The following is a 20,196-nucleotide window of genomic DNA, read 5'->3' as shown; positions in this document are numbered from 1 at the left end:
GAAAAATGATAACAAAAACTTTTGCAACTATAGATGGTAATGAAGCTATTGCTAAAGTCGTTTACCAACTAAATGAGGTGATTGCCATTTATCCTATCACTCCATCTTCTCCGATGGCTGAATGGGCGGATACTTGGATGAGTGAAAGCAAACCTAATATTTGGGGGAGTGTTCCCACTGTAGTAGAGATGCAAAGTGAAGGAGGTGTAGCGGGTGCTGTACATGGTGCTTTGCAAACGGGTTCATTGACAACCACATTTACAGCATCTCAGGGATTGCTGTTGATGATTCCGAATATGTACAAGATTGCCGATGAACTTACACCTACAGTATTTCATATTGCCGCGCGATCGCTTGCCGCTCAAGCTTTATCTATTTTCGGTGATCATAGTGATGTTATGGCCGCCAGAAGTACAGGTTTTGCGATGTTGTGCGCTGCTTCTGTGCAAGAAGCTCAAGATTTTGCCCTTATTTCCACACGCGCAACTTTAGAATCACGCATACCTTTTTTACACTTTTTTGATGGTTTTCGCACCTCCCATGAAGTAGATAAGGTAGAAACATTAACAACTGAAGACTTACAAAAATTCATTCCCATTGAATTAGTAATTGAGCATCGTTTACGGGCATTAACTCCTGATAGACCAGTGTTAAGAGGTACAGCCCAAAACCCTGATGTTTACTTTCAAGCTAGAGAAACAGTGAATCCATTTTATCTAGCTTGTTCAGATATTACTCAAAAGGTAATGGATAAATTTTATCAAATAACAGGAAGACAATATAAATTATTTGATTATCATGGACACCCCGCACCAGAAAGAATTATTATTCTTATGGGTTCTGGTTGTGAAACAGTTCATGAAACAGTAGATTATCTCAACCAGCAAGGTGAAAAAGTTGGAGTTATCAAGGTGAGATTATATCGTCCTTTTGATATCCAAAAATTTATTGAATCTATCCCCAAAACAACCCGCAGTATTGCCGTTTTAGATCGCACCAAAGAACCAGGTGCAACTGGTGAACCTTTATATACTGATGTTGTTACAGCTTTGGCAGAAAATCAACTGCATAATATTAAAGTTGTCGGGGGAAGATATGGTTTGTCATCTAAAGAATTTACACCAGCAATGGTAAAAGCTGTATTTGATAATTTGGTTGCTGAAGAACCCAAAAATCATTTTACAATTGGTATTAACGATGATGTCACTCACACCAGTTTAGAATATAACTCAGAATTTAATATTGAAGCAGATAATATAGTTAGAGCTATTTTCTACGGTTTAGGTGCAGATGGTACGGTTGGTGCAAATAAAAACTCTATCAAAATTATTGGAGAGGAAACAGATAATTATGCTCAAGGTTATTTTGTTTATGATTCCAAAAAATCTGGTTCTGTTACCGTTTCCCATTTGCGCTTTGGTTCTCAACCAATCCGTTCTACCTATTTAATCACGAAAGCTAACTTTGTTGCTTGTCATCAATGGGAGTTTGTAGAAAAATTCCCGATATTAAAAGACATTATTCCTGGTGGCACGTTTTTATTAAATGCACTATATGACAAAGATGAAGTTTGGGATAAATTACCTGCATCTGTACAACAAGAAATTATCGACAAAAATCTCAAATTTTATGTAATTAACGCCTATAAAGTTGCCCATGAAGCGGGAATAGCTGGTAGAATTAATACAGTAATGCAGGTTTGTTTCTTTGCTGTATCTGGTGTTTTACCAAGAGAAGAAGCGATAGAGGAAATTAAAAAATCTATCCGCAAAACCTACGGTAAAAAAGGTGAGGAAATTGTCCAAATGAATATTCAAGCCGTTGATAAAACATTGGATAATCTCTATGAAATTAGGGAACGGTTTATTTAGTTAAAAAGAGTGTTTGGATAATTGGTGATGGTGGATTAGATCATGTTATCGCCAGGGGACGCAATGTGAATATTCTCGTCCTCGACACAGAAGTTTATTCTAACACTGGTGATCAAATGTCCAAATCTACCCAGAAACAGCTAAGGAACTCCTGAAAGAAGCCCAATCTGATGTTAATACTCGTTGGCAAATGTATCAATATTTAGCCGCAAGAAAATTCCAAGAAATGTGAGTCAGAATTATGAAATTTTGGATTTTAAAGTTTATCTCGTTCCCAGTCAGAGACTGGGAATGCTATCAAAGAGTCTCTGACTCTACTTTCATGGAAGGCAGAGCCTTCTGAAATTCATTCCCATACAGAGTATGGGAACGAGACAACGAGAAACGAGAAAATAAGCATAATAATTACCAATTACCCATTAACAAAATTATGAATTTAACTACAACATATCTAGGCTTAGAATTAAAATCTCCTCTTGTACCTTCTGCTTCTCCACTTTCACAAGAAATTGATAATATTAAATTAATGGAAGATGCAGGTGCAGGTGCTGTTGTTATGCACTCCCTATTTGAAGAACAATTAATTTTAGAAAAGTACGAACTTCATCATCATCTAACTCATGGTACAGAAAGTTTTGCGGAAGCTTTAACCTATTTCCCTGATATAACTAATTTCCGAATTGGCCCAGAAGAATATTTAGACCATATTCGCAAAGCTAAAGAAAAAGTTGATATTCCCATTATTGCTAGTTTGAATGGTTTTTCTGTGGGTGGTTGGACTGAATATGGTAAACTCATTCAGGAAGCGGGAGCATCTGCACTGGAATTAAATATTTACTATGTTCCGACAGACCCGGATTTAATTAGTCAAGATATTGAACAAAATTATATCAATATTCTCAGTGCTGTTAAAGCCGCAGTTACTATTCCTGTAGCAGTGAAACTCAGCCCTTATTTTACTAATACTGCGAATATGGCTAAACGTTTAGATGATGCTGGGGCTGATGGTTTGGTTTTATTTAATCGTTTTTATCAACCAGATATTAACCTAGAAACTTTAGAAGTAGAACCTCATGTATTGTTAAGTACTCCCCAAGCAATGCGTTTACCTCTGCGCTGGATTGCTATTCTGTATGGTCGCATCAATGCTGACCTAGCTGCAACGAGTGGTATCCACAACGCCCATGATGTTTTAAAGATGCTCATGGTTGGATCTAATATTACTATGCTTTGTTCTGTACTGATGCGGCATGGTATTGACCATATTCGGTGTATTGAGCAGGAAATGCGAGAATGGATGGAAAAACACGAATACGAGTCTGTACGCCAAATGCAAGGCAGTATGAGCCAGTTAAACTGTCCCAATCCTAGCTCCTTTGAACGCGCTCAGTATATGCGATCGCTCCAAACTTACAATCCAGAATGGGGCAGAATCTATATACCGTCTTAAAAATTCGTAATTCGTAATTCGTAATTCGTAATTCATAATTCGTAATTCGTAATTCGTAATTCGTAATTATCTCTTCTGCACCCTGCCCCCTGCCTCCTGACTCCTGACTCCTGACTCCTGACTCCTGACTCCTGCCTCCTCCCTCCTCCCTCCGAACTCCGAACTCCTAAACTCCTGCTTTACGAATTATTTGATCGATGTTTCGCAATAAATCATTGGCAGTATAGGGTTTAAATAAAACTGCCTGTACTTCTGTATTGGCTGATTCTGGTAACACTTCTATTGTACTTAGTCCACTACAAGCAATCACTTGGACTTGTGGATTCATTCTTTGCAAAGTGCGAATAGCCGTGATCCCATCCATTTCTGGCATCATCATATCCATTAAAACTGCGCTGATGCTTTTTTTGTGTTGAGCATAAAGTGCGATCGCTTCAATGCCATTACTAGCAGTTATCGTTTGATAATTATATTGTTCGAGGATGATTTTAGCAACATCACGAATTTGAGGTTCATCATCTACCACCAAAATCAATTCTCCTTGCCCTGAGTGCATTTCCAAATCTTCGATTGCCGGAATTTGAGGTTCTTCTACAGACGGCAAGAAAATCTTAAATGTACTACCTTTAGCAACTTCGCTAGAAACTGTTATAAAACCGTCATGGCTTTTAATAATTCCCAACACCGTTGACAAACCTAATCCTGTACCAGTACCAACTTCTTTGGTGGTGAAAAATGGTTCAAAAATTCTATTTAATATTTCTGGTGTCATTCCAATACCAGTATCTGTAATTGTAATAACGATATGATGTCCAACTTTGGATTCAAAATTCATCCGCGTATAGGTTTCATCAATAAACAGATTTTCCGCAGTAATTTGCAGACAGCCTCCTTCTGGCATCGCATCACGGGCATTAACTACCAGATTCATCAGGACTTGATGTAGTTGTGTCGTGTCTCCAGAAACTGCCCATAGGTCTTCTGATATCTGGGCTGCAAATTCGATAGATTTGGGAAATGTCTGTCTACCAATTTGAATGACATCTGCAATTAAATGTTTAACTTGTACAATTGCCCGTTCTCCTTTTAATCCTCGTGCAAAAGATAACACTTGCTTGACTAAACCTGCCCCGCGTTTAGCATTATTTTCAATAATTGTCAATAGTAGGGGATGGCGTTCTTGCTCATGGGCCAATCTACCTTTGAGTAATTGCGCTGCGCCTAAAATAGGTGTCAATATATTGTTGATATCGTGGGCAATGCCACCTGCTAGAGTCCCGATACTTTCTAGACGCTGGGTGCGGTAAAACTGTTCTTCAAGTTCTTTTTTCTTAGTAATATCAGTATCTACAATCAGAATAGATTTGGGTTGTCCCTCTGCGTCAAACATCAGTGTCCAACGACTTTCAACCATAATTTCTTGGCCGAATTTGGTTTTTCTACGTAACTCACCATGCCAAGTTCCCGATTTAACTACAGTCTGGAGCGCAATTACTTCTTCTGGCTGTGGCGAAGTTGTAGAGTAAAAAATATCCCTGAAGTTTTTACCCATAGCTTCATGATTTTGCCAACCGTATATCTTTTCTGCACCTTGATTCCAAAATAAGATTTCGGTCTGGAAATCTCGCACGAAAATTGCATCGGTAGCGATATCAAGTAGGGCTGCTTGTTCGTGGATTTTTTGCTCTGCTTGCTTTCGTTCTGATATTTCTCTAGTTGTACCAAGCATCCTGGCTGGCTGATCGTTTTCATCATAATAAACCTTACCTCTGGCGCTTAACCAATGCAGGCTGCCATCACTCCAAATTACTCGATGTTCGGAGACAAATTCAGTTTTTTGCTCAATGGCAAGTTTTACAGCTTTAGTGAAATTATTACGGTCTTCTGGATAGATTAAATAGAGGAAGTTTTCCGGGCTGGGGCATAATGTATGACTCGGTAAACCATAAATTGGCCCCATATTGCTAGACCATAGGGTTTGGTTGGTCTGGATCTCCCAATCCCATATACCCATGTTGGCAGCTTCTAGGGCTAAAGTCAGTCGTTCTTGAGTCTTGCTGCGTTCTTCTTCTACTTGCTTGTATTCGGTAATATCTTCGGTAATACTGCCACAATATTCAAGCTCTCCTTGCTGATTCTGAACAGGGAAGCATCTGCCCCAAATCCAGCGTATTTCTCCATTGGGTTGGATAATGCGATACTGTAAACTAGCGGATTCACCTTTTTGATGACTCTCATCTATTTCTGTTAAGATGCGATCGCGATCTTCTGGATGTATTGCTTCTTTCCAGGATAGGGGTTGCTCTCTAAGACTTTGGCAACTCCGTCCCCATATTTTCTCATAAGCAGAATTTACATATACAGTTGCGCCGCTATTGCAAGATTTAATCCAAATTATCTGCGCTTGAATATTCTCCCCAAATTGGCGAAATCTTTCCTCACTCTCCCGCAGTGCTAACTCTGTCTGCTGATGCTCAATAATTTCTTGTTGTAACGCTTGATTAATAATAACCAATTCAGCAATACGTTCTGCTACCTTTTGTTCCAACTGTTCAGAGGTTCGGCGTAATGCTGCTTCTGCTTGCCTGCGTTCAGTAATATTGCACAATAACCAACACCAACCACACCACTGTTTTTGGGAATCATACATGGCTGAAATCCTCACATTAGCAGGAAAAGACTCCCCATGTCGTGGCTCAAGTTCAACTTCCCATTCTTGGAATTGCTGGAAATTTTTCAGTTGGGATGTAATATTTTGTCGATCTGGTTGACCAATAAAAATTGTTATTGGTTTGCCTATTAAGTAATTTTGATCTACCGATAATAACAATGAAGCCGCATAGTTGGCTTCTTGAATTAGACCCAATTTATCAGTGACAACATAACCATAAGGAGTAAATTGAAACAAATCTTGGTAACGTCGGCGCTCTAATTCTGCAATCTCATGAGCAACCCCAAGTTGTTCATTTTGTTGAATTATTTCCTCTTCAAATATTTGCATTTCTTCTAAGGTTTGCTGAAGTTCTTCGGTAACTTTTATCTCTTCAGCAACTTGTTCTTCTACCCGGCTTTGTAAGAGATCCTGAGTATTATGCACTACCCTTTCTATTTGCTGATCATTGGGCGATTCATTTATTGATTTACCTAAATATTGCTGTGTAGCTTGAGCAATACCGACTATTTTCACTAGATCCAATTGTTGTAATAAACTCGATTCTGTAATTATTCCTAGTAATTCTCCCCCATCATCCACAATTGGTAGATGGTGAATTTGATACTGCTTTAACAACAAAAAAGCTGTGGAAATATCCTGGAATTCTGAGTTTTTTAATGTAATGGGGTGCTTGGTCATCACTTCAGCCATTGTCGTCCTGGATAAATCCAGACCAAAAGCTGTTAATCTTAATACGTCTCTCAGAGTGAATATTCCTACTAACTGCGTTTCTTCTACCACTAAAACGTAGCTAGTTTCTTTTTGACTTGATTTGTGGCGTGGTAATACTGCTGAAAAGTTGATCAGTTCTAAGCTATTACTGTGTTCTTGATTCATCAAGATAATAGCATCGACTACATGACTATCAACACTAATCGTCAAAGGATAACGATCAATCACTTGATGTAAATTTGGCAAATCAATCAGTTGCTCGTTGAATTGCATAATGAATGGTCGATTTTAATTATCCTATTGATATTTGGGCATAATTTAAGGCTTTTTGATCAAAATGTTCCAAATCCTAAATTTTTGACTTTTGAGAAGTATTTATGCGTTTTTATTGATTAATATAGATACATTGCTCTTGCCAAGTCACATATAATAGAGACGAAATGAATCATTTGGATACGACTTTAAATAAATTTTAGCGCCTACAGTTTTATTCCTATTTCTAACTCTACCACTAAACGTCTTGACAAAGGTACAGGGTGAAGATTGTCTATATAGTTACCAAATTGTTGTTGCTATCTCATTGGTGTTTAATTCTTTCCCCCTGCCCTGTGCCTCCTGCCTCCTACTCCCGTTCAAGATACTGCTTCCGCTGCGGCGATTTCTAACAGAGTTTTGAGTACAGAGTCAGGGTTGAGACTGATTGAATCAATTCCTTCTTCGACAAGGAAGCGTGCAAATTCTGGATAATCGCTGGGGGCTTGACCGCAGATACCAATTTTGCGATTAAACTGTTTGACAGTAGCGATCGCTCTGGCAATTGTTCTCTTGACAGCTGAATTGCGTTCATCAAACAAATGTGCCACTAACTCAGAATCCCGATCTAAACCTAAAGTTAATTGTGTCAAGTCATTGGAACCTATGGAAAAGCCGTCAAAGACTTGGCTAAACTCATCAGCTAAAATCACGTTACTGGGTAACTCACACATCACATAAACTTCTAAACCATTTTCGCCCTTGACTAACCCATTTGCTGCCATTTCCGCCAGCACACGTCTTCCTTCTTCAGGAGTACGACAAAAGGGAACCATCAAAATCATATTGGTTAAACCCATTTCATTCCGCACCCGCTTCATTGCCTCACATTCAAGGGCAAAACCTTCACGGTAACGGGGATCGTAGTAACGAGAAGCACCACGCCAACCAAGCATCGGATTTTCTTCTTTCGGTTCAAATTGTCTACCACCTAAGAGGTTTGCATATTCGTTACTCTTGAAATCGGACAACCGGACAATTACAGGTTTAGGATAAAAAGCAGCGGCAATTGTACCAATACCTTGCGCTAGTTTATCAATAAAGAATTCAGCTTTATTTTCATATTGGGCAGTTAACTCAGCAATTTTGTATTTAGCCAGTTCATCTTCTAAATCATCAAAATGCAGTAATGCTAAAGGATGGGCTTTAATATGGTTAGCAATAATAAATTCCATTCTTGCTAAACCCACACCATCATTAGGAATCGCTGTTAAACCTAGTGCCTCTTCTGGGTTGCCCACATTCATCATAATTTTAGTGCGGGTGCGGGGCAAATTTTCTAAAGGTAATTCATTAATTTCAAAGTTCAATAAACCTGCATAAACTTTGCCTGTTTCCCCTTCTGCACAACTAACAGTAATTTCTTGTCCAGTTTGTAATTCTGTCGTCGCATTACCACAACCGACAATAGCCGGAATTCCCATTTCTCTGGCAATTATGGATGCATGACAGGTTCTACCACCAGAGTTAGTAACAATGGCACTGGCTTTTTTCATAATTGGTTCCCAGTCTGGATCTGTGCGATTTGTTACTAGCACATCTCCGGCTTGAAATTGTTGAATTTGCGACGCATCAAGAATAACTCTAGCTTTACCTTGACCAATCATTTCCCCAACGCTACGACCTGTGAGTATAATTTGCCCTTTTTCTTTTAATTGATAACTTCTCAGAACATTTTTCGTTTTTTGAGATTGTACTGTTTCTGGTCTAGCTTGGACGATAAATAATTCTCCTGTCACTCCATCTTTTGCCCATTCAATATCCATTGGCGTGTCCATACCACGCACTTGAGAATAATGGTCTTCAATAATACTAGTCCAGGTTGCTAACTGGAGTATCTCGCCATTATTGAGGGCAAATTGGTGGCGTTCTGAAGGGAGAACAGAAACATTTTTAGTTAATTTCATCCCTCCCAAGTCATAAACCATTTTAATTTCTTTTGTCCCCAAACGTTTTTGGAGAATTGGTTTAAATCCTTGTTTAAGAGTTGGTTTAAATACTAAATATTCGTCTGGGTTAACTGCACCTTGAACCACGGTTTCACCCAAACCATAAGCAGCGGTAATTAAGGCTGCATCTTTAAAACCTGTTTCTGTGTCAATGGAGAACATGACACCAGAACAAGCCAAGTCAGAACGTACCATTTTTTGTACCCCGACTGATAGGGCTACTTCAAAGTGATCGAAGCCTTTATTTTGTCGGTAGGAAATAGCACGGTCAGTGAAAATGGAAGCAAAGCATTTATGACAAGATTCTAATACACCTTTGATTCCGTGGACATTGAGATAGGTTTCCTGCTGTCCGGCAAAACTAGCGTCTGGTAAGTCTTCGGCTGTGGCACTAGAACGTACTGCAACATCAGTATCTTCACCGTATTCTTGGCAGAGAATTTGATAGGATTGTGCGATCGCTTGTTGCAACTCTAGCGGAAATGGCGTATCTAACATCAATGCTCTAGCTTGTTTACCACATTGACGCAGATTATCTATATCCTCTACATCTAAATCTGCAAAAATCTGTCTTAGTTTTGTTTCCAGTCCTGCTCCACTAATGAAAAATCTATAAGCGTATGCAGTGGTAGCAAACCCAGTGGGAACTTGTACTCCTTTGGAACTCAGTTGTTGAATCATCTCTCCTAAAGAGGCATTTTTTCCACCTACGAAGGGTATATCTGCAATTCCCACGGTGTTAAACGGTAAGACTAGTGCTTGTTCTTTAGATAATGGGCGCTCATTTTCTTGATTTTGTTGTATTTTCTGCATATTTGGGAATCCTTTAAAAGCTACAAATATATTTGATGAACCAGTTTTTACATCTGACTTCTAGCCCTACCGAAAAGACTTATTCAGCAACCCCTACTTTATATACAGCCCAAACTTGAGGAACTTGTGAAGATATAACCAGTACCGCTGTGCGGAAATCGAAATTCAAAAAACAGATGTTTAGAAATATTACGGAATATTTTTTTATTAAAAGTTTCCTCACGACTTCCTCATATTTATAAATTATAGTTGAGAACTATAAATACTTGTTGGGAATATCTCTGAATTTTTCTCATGGCTATTCTTAACAGATCAACACCTTTTAAAATCTAATTTGAGAAATATATGAATTATTGTCCCTGTTGTTCTAATTTACTTTTACAACATATACGCCAGTCGGAAATTTATTGGTTTTGCCGTAGTTGTTGGCAAGAAATGCCAGTATTTACTCAGGGTCTTTCCTGTTCTTTAACAGAAAGAATTTTAAGTAAATCCTCTATAGTAATTCAACAACCAAAACGGCTATACAAGTACAATTATTTGCGTGAAAAATATTCTATTCAAGGGTAAGCAGAAGCACTAATTTTTCTGCTTCATGTATTTTAAAATCAGAAATAGTTAGCAATGCCAACCGCAGGTTATACCCAAGTGATTATCACCCCACACATGAGTGCGGGGCTTAAAAAAAGGAATTAGGTTTTGATTTTCATTAATGAATTGAGTTTAATTGTAAACCGAAAAATTTAATGTGTAGCGATGAATTCTTTGATACCTATATGAGAAGGTACAGACATAGATAGTGAATATGCTCTTTTTGGATTAGTTGCCGGCATTTCTTGCCAACAATTACGACAAAATAAAACTACTTGATGGTTACGAATGTGGCGTAGTAGTTTGTTGGAGCAACAAATACAGTTAGACATAATTTTTTAAACCTCATCCTAAAAAAGTTTTTTATAGCAGATTAAACTTGTTTTAAAAAACTTGCTTTAATCTTCTTTTAATTTAGTAGGCAAATTTGAAGAAAGTTTGAAGATGAAGACAATGTAACGAAGAAACAATAAATAGATACTTTTCGACACAAATACAGGAGTAAGGAGGAGTGATAATTACCTTGGTGTAGAATTCTTATGAATTACCACCCAAGGTAGTTACAAACTTGATCGACTAGTAATATGGGATCAAAAGGTTTTGCGATCGCACCTGCTACTCCCAAACTCAATAAACGCATGGGTTCTGTAAAATCAACCTTCGCTGTAATTAGCACCACAGGAATAGATTGGATATTGGGATCTGCTTTCAAATATCGTAGAAATGTCATACCGTCCATTTCTGGCATCATCATATCCAGAACAATAGCATCGGGCTGTTCCTTCATAGCCTTAACTAAACCTTCCTTACCCGAACTAGCAGTAATCACATCCCAACCAGCAATATCCTCAAAACAGGACTGGACTATCTCTTGAATAAATTCCTCATCATCAACAACCAAAATGCGTCTGGTCGTCATGTTTGCCACCCCAATATTTCCATATTTAGTCCAAACATATTTAGTCTAAAAAATTTCAAAATCTGCATCTAGATGCTCTATTTTGCTCGATAACCTGTAACTTGTTTTGTCCAGCTTATAAAAAATAATTGAAGAAAACTTGAAGTTGGCAAAGTTCATACATCCCAATGGAAAGCATTTGCTACCAAATCAACTAAAATCAAGGGATCAAACGGTTTGGGGATAACCCCAGCAACGGCTAATTGAGAAAACCGAGCTTGATCAGCAGGTTGAACCTTAGCGGTTAACAGCACAACAGGAATCCTTTGCGTCACAGGATGTAGTTGTAATTTTTGAAGCGTCTCTAAACCATCCATTTCGGGCATAGATACATCCAACAGTATGCCATCTGGTAATTTAGATTCAGCTACTAACAATCCTTCTTTACCTGAACTAGCAGTAATAACTTCCCATTCTCCTATATCTTCCAGGCATCCTTGAATCACTTCCTGAATTACCTCTTCGTCATCAATTACCAAAATACACTTTATGGACATAACATCATAATTCGTAATTCGTAATTCGTAATTTGTAATTTGTAATTTGTAATTTGTAATTTGTAATTCGTAATTATCTCTTCTGCTGCCTGTTCCCTGTTCCCTATTCACTGTTCCCTGTTCTTTTTAAGGTGAAATAAAAACTACTGCCTTCACCCATAGTACTTTCAGCCCAGATATTACCATCATGTTGTTGAATAATTCGACGGCATATAGCTAAACCTAAACCTGTACCCCCTTTTTCACGAGAATCAGAAGCATCAACTTGTTGAAAACGATCAAATATTGCCTCTAGTTTGTCTAGTGGAATTCCTCTACCTTGATCTTTCACTTCAAATCTCACCAGAGAATGAGGTGAAGAAGACCCAGAGACATTTTCAATATCTTCACAGCATTCAACATTTATCCAAATAGTCGTATGCGGAGGAGAAAACTTAATTGCATTACTCAATAGATTAGTCAAAGTTTGAATAATGGCATCAGGATTTGCCCAAAGTTGGAGAGATGGAGGAGAATTTACAGATAGGGTAATCTGATTTTGTTCAGCACTAGATTGCATAGCATCTACAGATTTACCGATTAGTGTCGCTGCATCACAACTTTGCATTACCAAAGTCATTTTTCCCGATTCCAATCGTCCCAAATCTAGGATGTCATTGACTAACCGCACTAGTCGGTCTGTTTGCTCTGAGGCAATTTGTAACATCCGTTTTCCCTTTTCTGGTTTTTTATCATAGACTCCCGCAGCTAACAATCCTAATGAACCACGAATAGCGGTGAGGGGGGTACGAAGTTCATGACTAACAACAGAAATGAACTCATTTTTCATTTGAGCAATTGCTCGACTGGCTGTAATATCTTCCATTGTGCCAACATTAGCAATAAATTTATTATTTTCAGCAAAAATAGGCGCACTTTGCACTCGTGCGTAGCGAATTGTTCCATCTTTATGAACATACCGAAGTTCTTCATATACAGTTCCTTGCTGTTCTGAAAAGGCTTGAATCCACTGAGGAGTAATTTGCTTTCGGTCTTGAGGATGAACAAATTCTAACCATCCAAATCCCAAGGCTTCCGCAAAGGTGTATCCAGCAATTTCCTGAGCGCGAGGATTAGTATAAATACACTGCCCCTGAGCATCGTTCATAAAAATGCCCATTGGTGAAAATTCACTTAAAGAGCGAAATTTGGCTTCACTTTGCCTTAATGCTACTTCTGCCCTTTGACGTTCTTTCAGTTCTAGTTGGAGTTGAGCATTTGCTTGACTGAGTTCTATGGTGCGTAAAGCTACCCGGCTTTCTAATTTTACATTTGCCAATTTTAATGTTGTTTCTGCTTGTTTTCTATCTGTAATATCTCGTTGAATGGCAATCCAATGAGTAAACCAGCCTCTTTCATCTGTTACAGGAATGATATTTAATTCGACCCAAAAATCAGAGCCGTCTTTGCGGTAATTGATCATTTCTACTTGGACTGGTTGCCAAGTTTGGAGATTGGCTCTGATTTTATCTAATGCTGCTCGTTCGGTCTTTTCTCCCTGGAGAATGCGCGGTGTTTTTCCTAATATTTCGGCTGAGGTGTATCCTGTCATTTGCGTAAATGCAGGATTAACGTAAACAATCTTTGGCCCTGGTAAGTCTATGGGTTCGGCTGCGGTAATGAGGACGGCATCATTGGTGGTAACAATTACAGATTCTAGTAATCTGAGTTGTTCTTCTCGTTGTTTGCTTTCACTAATATCTGTGACTGTGCCAATATAGCTAATTACTTCTCCATTGTTTGTTTGTTCTACTACTGCTTGAGTGAATACCCATGTCACTACACCATCAGGACGGAGAAATCTGAATTCCACAGTAATAGATTTTTCTTGGTTTTGAGTGGTTTGACTCCATGCTTGAATAATGCGATCGCGATCGCTTGGATGCAAAGCTTGTACCCAGCCAGTTCCCAGGGCTTGATCAAAGGTCATTCCAGTTATTTTGCACCACTGTTCATTCACATAAAGGCAATGTCCTACCAGATTGGTGCGAAAGATGCCAACGGGAACTGCTGCGGCTAAACTGGCGTAACGCTGCGTACTTTCTCCGAGTAGTTGCTGGTTGATTTGTTCTAGTGTCTTTTTACTTCTCTGTAGGTCATAACTGAGTAAACTGATGATTGAGCTATTTGCAAAAAATAACCCTAACAAAATAAAATCGTTCCAAGTTGCAGGAGTAAAGTTGTAGATCGGGGGAATAAAAAAATAGTTGATCGTCAATACTGATAGTATGGTTGTCATTAATCCTAGTCGGAGTCCGCCATACCAGGTAGAAACTGCAACTGCCACGAAAAAAAATGAAGCGATGGTATTTGTGAGTACAGATTTCAGTTGCCAGGTTATGAAGAGGGCAGTGCCTACGGCGAGCATAGCTATGGCTAATGAACTAATAGCACCTATATAAGGGAAAAATCTCTGGTCAATTCTTGCATTCATAGCACTTTTCATGCCCTTAAATTTCAACTCGCTTGAGACGACGGATAATTCTAGTTGTTAGTTCTGTTATATCTGTAGACTTACTAATATAATCGTCTGCTCCAACTGTAAATGCTTGATCAAGATCACTTTCTTTGGTATGTATTGACCAAAATATTATCGGCAAATTGTACCATTTAGGGTCATTTCTGACCACTTTACACAAATCTAATCCGCTAAAATCTGGCATTTCTTGATCTAGCACTAATATATCGGGATTGTTATCTCTCAGTACATCCCAAAAATGTTTTGAATTATTGAGGACTATCACTTCTAGTCCTAGAGGTAGCAATAAACTAGATATATGTGAGAGTGCTGTTAAGTCATCATCTACTACCATGACACGATGAGCAGATTTGGACTGACTTCGATTCAAAATCTCGGTAACTGCTTTGAGAATTTCATAAGTAGGCAAGGGTTTTTGTAAAAAAAGACACCCACCTAAACTTGCTACTTCGAGTCTGTCGGTTAAATTACCCTTACCTGTGAAGGTTAATACAGGAATTTTCGGAATTTGCTGTGTTAGTTGTTTCAGTAATGTTAGTCCAGTTTCTGTGGAACTAGGAAAATTCAGATCGAGTAAAACGATATTAGGGGGATTTTGGGTGATAGCTTTTCGGGCTACATCTAGGTCTGTAGCGATTTCTACCCTTAACCCCCATGCGATCGCTTCAATTCTAATTCTTTCTGCCAAAATTAGATCATCATCCACAATTAAAATCAATGGAGAATAAGAAATTTGATCTGACTTTGATTCCAATTCTGGTTTTTTATGTATCTCTGATGCTAACATTTTCACTAATTTAAAAATTTGCTGGCTCTGCAACTCCTCTATTTTGATTTGCGGTTCTAACAAATTTTCTAACTCTCTAGCAATTTCCGAACCTTGGATTAAGCCAAAAATACCTAATGAACCAGCTAATTTATGTGCTTGATATTGTGCCTGCTGTTGTAATTCAGGTGTGAGTTTTTCTACTGCTAATAAGTCACTAACTTGCTCTAAAACAGCAAATTGTTCAGCAAATTTGTCTTTAAATTTCTCCCAAATTTTATACGTACTTGATTTCACCCTTTGTTGGTAAGATTTTTCTGGTTTCTGAATGTTACCAGATAAGATTACAGCAGTATCTGAAGCTTGTAATAGAGATGGAGGTTTAAGTTTATAACCTAATCCATGCACAGTTTCAATAGGATCTGATGACCCAGCCGCTTTAAGTTTTTGGCGTAAACATTTAATATGAGTACTGACTGTTTCCTCTCCTGGTGTATCTGCAAAATCCCATAATTTTTCGAGAATAGCACTACGGCTAAAAATCCGTTTGGGATTAAGTAAAAAAAGTTCTAATAAACAATACTCTTTAGGAGTTAGATGCAGAAGTTTATCTTGACAAGTTACCTCACTATTCACGGAGTCAAAATACACATTTTCCCAAACAATAACTGATGAAGGGATAGCTTTTCCTCTGCGTAACAAAGCACGAACTCGTGCCATTAGTTCATCTATATTACATGGTTTAACCATATAATCATCTGCACCAGCATCTAACCCCATCACTCGGTCAGTTGTACTATCTTTTGCAGTTAGTAGTAGAATCGGGCTGTGATATCCCTGTGAGCGGAGTTGTTTACAGACGCTGATACCATCGAGCTTAGGAAGCATGAGATCCAACAGAATTAAATCATATTCATAAGTGGTTGCTAGTTCTAAACCAGCTTGTCCATCTATTGCTAGGTTAACTGTATAGTGATGAGCAATCAAGTTGCTGGTAATCGCTGAACTCGTAAGTTGGTCATCTTCTACCAACAAAATTTTCATGATGCTATATACCTATTAATTTGGTAAGAAGTCAGGAGTTAGGAGTCAGGAGTCAGGAGTCAGGAGTCAGGAGTCAGGAGTCAGGAGTCAGGAGTCAGGAGTCAGGAGTCAGGAGGAAGAAGAATATTTTTTTCTTCCGTTAAGAGTTCCCTGCTATATCAAACATTCTGTATCCTGAATCCTTACTTAATTTGTTAAATAAGTTTGTAATTCTTGGTAATTTTTAATGTCTAATTTCATGTAGTTTTTTCTATTAAACCTCGTCCAAGTTGAGAACTAGAGTTTTTCAAAAGGGAACAGGGAAGAGTATAGGATTTAGGAACAAAACCCGATTAAGAAAAAACTATTGGTTTCAAAGTAGACTTTGATTTTTGAACAAGATTAGGTATTGTAGGGTGCGTTAGGATGAAACCCGTAACGCACCATTCTTAAGGTTTTGGTGCGTTACGCTGTCGCTCTAGCGTAGCCATGCCAGTGGGGCTATACACATCCTACGTGTATTTTCAATAATCAAACCGGATTCCTATATTAGAATAGTAACAAAAATTTGCTCTAACTGTTGATTTTGACTAATTTCTACTAAAAAGCCCACGAATTAGTTCGGAGGCTTAATTTATGAAAAGTTTATCTTGTAATTGAAAATAAATTTCGGATGTTGCTAATTGCTGATGGACTCTAAGTAATACCTCAATCTTCTTCCCATGTCTCATGATCAAGTAGGTCAATAATCCTATCCCTGAGCAAATATTCATTTTTTTCTAGTTCCTGCTCAAAATAAGCCCATTCACGATCAGGAATATATTTACCAAGGGTATAAATTGGCTGTTGGCGGCTAATAAGTCCCCTTTTGGCCAATTGAAGTGCTTCTTCCTTGATCACTTCAATGTCATATCTAATAGCGGTATCCATAGCTTTTTCTCTCATTTTTAGTCAATGAATTAAGAGATAAAAATATATTTTTATCTCTACTTTAAACGTATCAAAAAATTGGTTAATTTTGTGAAAAATCACAAAATTAATTTTTACTAGTGCAGCATGGCAAAATTTCTACATCATGCAGATTGCAGATAAATGATATACAGACTCTAAACTTAAAGCCAGATATTAAGCTAGTTTTACTCGTGAATTCTGACTCCGTTTTACTGAGGCTTATGGCGAAGCCTGAATTCTGCTGTAAAGCTTGCTTTATTACCTCCCACCTCCTTTTGTAAACAGACACCAGGCCACAATAAATGAACCTGTTTCCCTTTGGGATGACCCCTAGGAGATAATTCTCAAGAAATATTTTGAAAACAGAAGGTAGGAAATAGGTGAAAGAGCTAGTCCTATAATTGTGTAATCCCCATTACCAATCACCAATTACCCATCTGTCGTCTTTCTTCAATTTCTTGGGCTGAAATCATGCTTTTGATTTTTTCGATATCTGCCATCATCAAAACTACACCTTCTATTTCCTTATCTATGAGGGGGGTGAGAGCAAGATAACATTTGATTTGTTTGCCTCGGCGATTGGTAGCATCTAAAATCATTTCTTGGAAGTGTTTTGTACCAGATATGGCATCACAGATAGACGATCGCAATTGCTCGGTAGGTAAACCAATATCCAAACCAAAAAAAGATTTATTTATTACTTCACCATTACGTAAACCCCACAGTTCTTCTACTAAATGATTCCAAATTACGATGTAAAAATTTTTGTTAATTACTACAATTCCTGTTTGTAGACTTCTGAGGATGGAAATTAGAAAAACGTTTGTATGGTTGAGTTCTAAGGTACGCTGACTTAACTCGTAATTAATTGTCTGTAATTCTTCATTTGCAGATTGGAGTTCTTCGTTCATCGTCTCCAGTTCTTGATTAGTAGACTGAAGTTCTTCATTGGTAGTTTCTAACTCTTCATTAGTAGACTGGAGTTCTTCGTTGGTGGTTTCTAATTCTTCATTAGTAGACTGGAGTTCTTCGTTAGTGGTTTCTAATTCTTGCCGAGAACGTTGCAGAGCTTCTTGGAGTTTAATATAACGGGTGACATCATGAAAGACGATAGTGACACCGAGGAAACTGAGATCAGAGTCTTGTAAAGGTATAATCCGCACATCCAAGTATTGGGTTTCTGAGTTAGATATGTAACGTTCTACATTAGTAATGATGATGAGACGGCGTTCGTTATATGCTCTTTCAATTAGCGATCGCAATTCTATCGGCCGATAGGAAAGTTCCAAATCCTGAAAGGGACGATCTAAATCCTTAGCTGACAGACTAAACAAGATGCGCGCTTGCTCGTTCATCATTACCAATAAGCCATTGATATCAATGACTACTTTGGCATTTGGTTCTGTATCAAATGCTAACTCTCGCAGTCGAAGATAGCGAGATAATCGGTGGCTAGATTCATCCTCGACTGAATTGGCCATAACCAAAAGGCGATCGCGCACATTGGTTGTTGATACTCTCTTAAATATACGATTTTTTAAGTCTATAGGTGCAAACAAATTGGAATACATTGACAACATCTCTGCTTTACCTAAAAACAGATAGCCCTTGTCATTGAGGGCAAAATGAAACCGAGCCATAATCCGTCCCTGAGTCTCAGAATTGAAATACATCAGGGTGTTACGACACACCAACAAGTCTAACCGAGAAATTGGCGCATCCTGAAGTAAATCATGACGACCAAAAATCACAGAACGGCGCAAGTCTTGGCGGAATAGATAATTATTTCCTAATAACTCAAAATACTTATCCCGCAGTTCTGGTGAAATAGCATGGATATTTTTAGCTGAATACACGGCTTGACGAGCCTGGTATAGAGCTTCTTCATCTATATCCGTGGCATAAATTTTTACCCGGTGACGAAAATCCTCTGCTCCTAATGCTTCAGACATCAATATTGCTAGAGTATAAGCCTCTTCTCCAGAAGCACAACCAGCACACCAAATGCGAATCGGTTCACTACTTTTTTTATTTTTAATAATATCCGGTATTACTTGCTGTGCCAGGCATTCCCAAGCGGAAGCATCCCGAAAAAAGTCGGTAACATTAATCAAAATAGTATTGAATAGATGATTGAATTCTTCTGGATAAACTTGTAAATAGTCAATGTAATCCACAAAGCTTTCTATGCTCAGTGATTGCATTCGCTTGTTTACACGACGCATCAAAGTTGAGCGTTTATAACCAGTGAAATCAAACCCCCGATTCTGTCTTAAATAAACGAGTAGATTTTCAAAGTCGGGGTTTTTTTCTATGGAAGTCATAAGGTTAGCGAGGGAATCACTGAATCTTTACGGTTCTTTTTTTTGATTTGCTAATCATAACCCCAATGACGAGCAATTTAACCACGAGCCATAACCAAATTGATCAAGGCTGAAGAGATACCTTCCTTAGGGATGATAAAGTCCACATTACCAGTTTCAATAGCAGCTAAAGGCATCCCTTTAAATTCAGCAGTTTTTTCATCTTCAACAATGATGATCCCACCCATTTTGTGAATAGCTTTTACTCCTATTGCACCATCACAGCCGTTTCCAGTTAATACAACAGCGATCGCTCTATCTTTGTAACTACCTGCTACCGATTTAAATAAAACATCAGCAGCAGGACGCAGAAAATGCACCTTTTCCGACTGAGATAAAGAAAGCGTAGCATCACAGTTAACCAACAAATGATGGTTAGGAGGAGCTATATAAACCATTCCTGGGTTCAGTTTATCTCCATCCTCTGCCTGTTTCACATCGAGAACAATATGACGACGGAGAATTTCTGCCATTAATGAGCGAGATTTAGGATCAAGATGTTGGACTATCACAATTGCCGCTTTAAAATCAGTCGGTAAAGCTGATAAAACTTCAGTTATGGCTGTTAAACCACCCGCAGAAGCTGCCAGAGCCACAATATCGAAGCCAGCATGAGTCAAGTCAGGAATTTGATAATTATTGGTAAATTCTGACCGCAAAATCATGATTTTTAATTTATGACTATACCCGTTACTAATAGGATAAACAAATATGACATCATTTATCATCTATCCTGATAAAAATAGGAG

The 20,196-nt window shown here is 38.2% G+C and carries 11 protein-coding genes and 1 pseudogene; 2 read left to right on the top strand and 10 right to left on the bottom strand.

Annotation, left to right across the window (positions count from 1 at the left end; all coding sequences use genetic code 11):
• Positions 1-5 precede the first annotated feature (5 nt).
• Positions 6-1,856, top strand: a pseudogene (gene nifJ / locus ACOWPH_RS15065) (pyruvate:ferredoxin (flavodoxin) oxidoreductase); the annotation flags it as partial.
• A 445-nt stretch (positions 1,857-2,301) separates the two neighbouring features.
• Positions 2,302-3,321 (top strand): dihydroorotate dehydrogenase-like protein, encoded by a 1,020-nt coding sequence (locus tag ACOWPH_RS15060; protein WP_015216191.1) that lies wholly within the window; start codon positions 2,302-2,304, stop codon positions 3,319-3,321.
• Between the two features lie 166 nt (positions 3,322-3,487).
• On the opposite strand, the gene ACOWPH_RS15055 is transcribed toward ACOWPH_RS15060, so the two are convergent.
• The 10 genes from ACOWPH_RS15055 to ACOWPH_RS15010 form a co-directional block, all read right to left on the bottom strand.
• Positions 3,488-6,979 (bottom strand): PAS domain S-box protein, encoded by a 3,492-nt coding sequence (locus ACOWPH_RS15055; RefSeq protein WP_015216190.1) that lies wholly within the window; start codon positions 6,977-6,979, stop codon positions 3,488-3,490.
• A gap of 359 nt (positions 6,980-7,338) precedes the next feature.
• The gene (gene ppsA / locus ACOWPH_RS15050) at positions 7,339-9,780 is read right to left on the bottom strand and encodes a phosphoenolpyruvate synthase (protein WP_015216189.1); all 2,442 of its coding nucleotides are present in this window, start codon (positions 9,778-9,780) and stop codon (positions 7,339-7,341) included.
• A 743-nt stretch (positions 9,781-10,523) separates the two neighbouring features.
• On the bottom strand, positions 10,524-10,703 hold the full coding sequence (locus ACOWPH_RS15045) for a hypothetical protein (protein WP_015216187.1): 180 nt from the start codon (positions 10,701-10,703) through the stop codon (positions 10,524-10,526).
• A 212-nt stretch (positions 10,704-10,915) separates the two neighbouring features.
• On the bottom strand, positions 10,916-11,290 hold the full coding sequence (locus tag ACOWPH_RS15040; RefSeq protein ID WP_015216186.1) for a response regulator: 375 nt from the start codon (positions 11,288-11,290) through the stop codon (positions 10,916-10,918).
• A 155-nt stretch (positions 11,291-11,445) separates the two neighbouring features.
• Positions 11,446-11,937, bottom strand: a complete 492-nt coding sequence (locus ACOWPH_RS15035) for a response regulator (protein WP_015216185.1) — start codon at positions 11,935-11,937, stop codon at positions 11,446-11,448.
• The gene (locus ACOWPH_RS15030) at positions 11,930-14,311 is read right to left on the bottom strand and encodes a PAS domain S-box protein (RefSeq protein WP_015216184.1); all 2,382 of its coding nucleotides are present in this window, start codon (positions 14,309-14,311) and stop codon (positions 11,930-11,932) included. The genes ACOWPH_RS15035 and ACOWPH_RS15030 overlap by 8 nt, the downstream gene beginning before the upstream one ends.
• Positions 14,312-14,315: 4 nt before the next feature.
• Positions 14,316-16,154: a response regulator gene (locus ACOWPH_RS15025; protein WP_015216183.1), complete on the bottom strand. Its 1,839-nt coding sequence runs from the start codon at positions 16,152-16,154 to the stop codon at positions 14,316-14,318.
• A 687-nt stretch (positions 16,155-16,841) separates the two neighbouring features.
• Entirely contained in the window at positions 16,842-17,063 is a 222-nt protein-coding gene (locus ACOWPH_RS15020) for a DUF4327 family protein (RefSeq protein WP_015216182.1), read from the bottom strand.
• Between the two features lie 443 nt (positions 17,064-17,506).
• Positions 17,507-19,408 (bottom strand): CheR family methyltransferase, encoded by a 1,902-nt coding sequence (locus tag ACOWPH_RS15015; RefSeq protein ID WP_015216181.1) that lies wholly within the window; start codon positions 19,406-19,408, stop codon positions 17,507-17,509.
• Positions 19,409-19,485: 77 nt separating this feature from the next.
• Positions 19,486-20,112: a chemotaxis protein CheB gene (locus ACOWPH_RS15010; RefSeq protein ID WP_042466114.1), complete on the bottom strand. Its 627-nt coding sequence runs from the start codon at positions 20,110-20,112 to the stop codon at positions 19,486-19,488.
• Positions 20,113-20,196 lie beyond the last annotated feature (84 nt).

It is taken from the genome of Anabaena sp. PCC 7938, from assembly GCF_049315035.1.
In the GTDB taxonomy this organism is placed as follows: Bacteria; Cyanobacteriota; Cyanobacteriia; order Cyanobacteriales; family Nostocaceae; genus Anabaena; species Anabaena cylindrica.
The sequence above is the reverse complement of the archived record's forward strand: the minus strand, read 5'-3'. Positions and strand labels throughout refer to the sequence as shown.